Origin of the sequence: Bacillus cereus group sp. BfR-BA-01524 (genome assembly GCF_022662595.1) — a bacterium.
Classification (GTDB): domain Bacteria; phylum Bacillota; class Bacilli; order Bacillales; family Bacillaceae_G; genus Bacillus_A; species Bacillus_A thuringiensis_S.
The window spans coordinates 1-320 of the sequence record NZ_JAKUDW010000340.1 but is presented as its reverse complement, the minus strand read 5'-3'; the positions used below and the strand labels follow the sequence as shown (position 1 = coordinate 320).

Below are 320 nucleotides of genomic sequence, written 5' to 3'. Positions count from 1 at the left end.
TTGATAATCCAATAACTCAATCATCTCTGTAATATAGCGATTTCCATCATCTTTCTTTTCTAAAAAGACAATCACATCAAATGTCTGTGAGATTAATTCATATAAATACTGAGCATCGATATTCGCACCACTTTGCAGACACATGAGCATTAAACGTCTAACTGCTTCTTTTGCACTTCTTGCATGGACAGAGGTGAAACCAGGATGTCCTGTTTGGAAGAAGTTAATCATTTTTAACGCTTCTTTCCCCCTCGATTCCCCTACAATTAATCGCTTTGGTCCTTGACGTAAAGCATTTGTTAACAATCTATCAAAGTCGA

General features: G+C 36.6%; 1 protein-coding gene. It reads right to left on the bottom strand.

Features of this window, described 5'->3' with window-relative positions; all coding sequences use genetic code 11:
• Nucleotides 1–320 (bottom strand): ATPase, T2SS/T4P/T4SS family (locus tag MR170_RS31370; protein WP_242310712.1); only part of this gene is annotated, 320 nt, incomplete at both ends.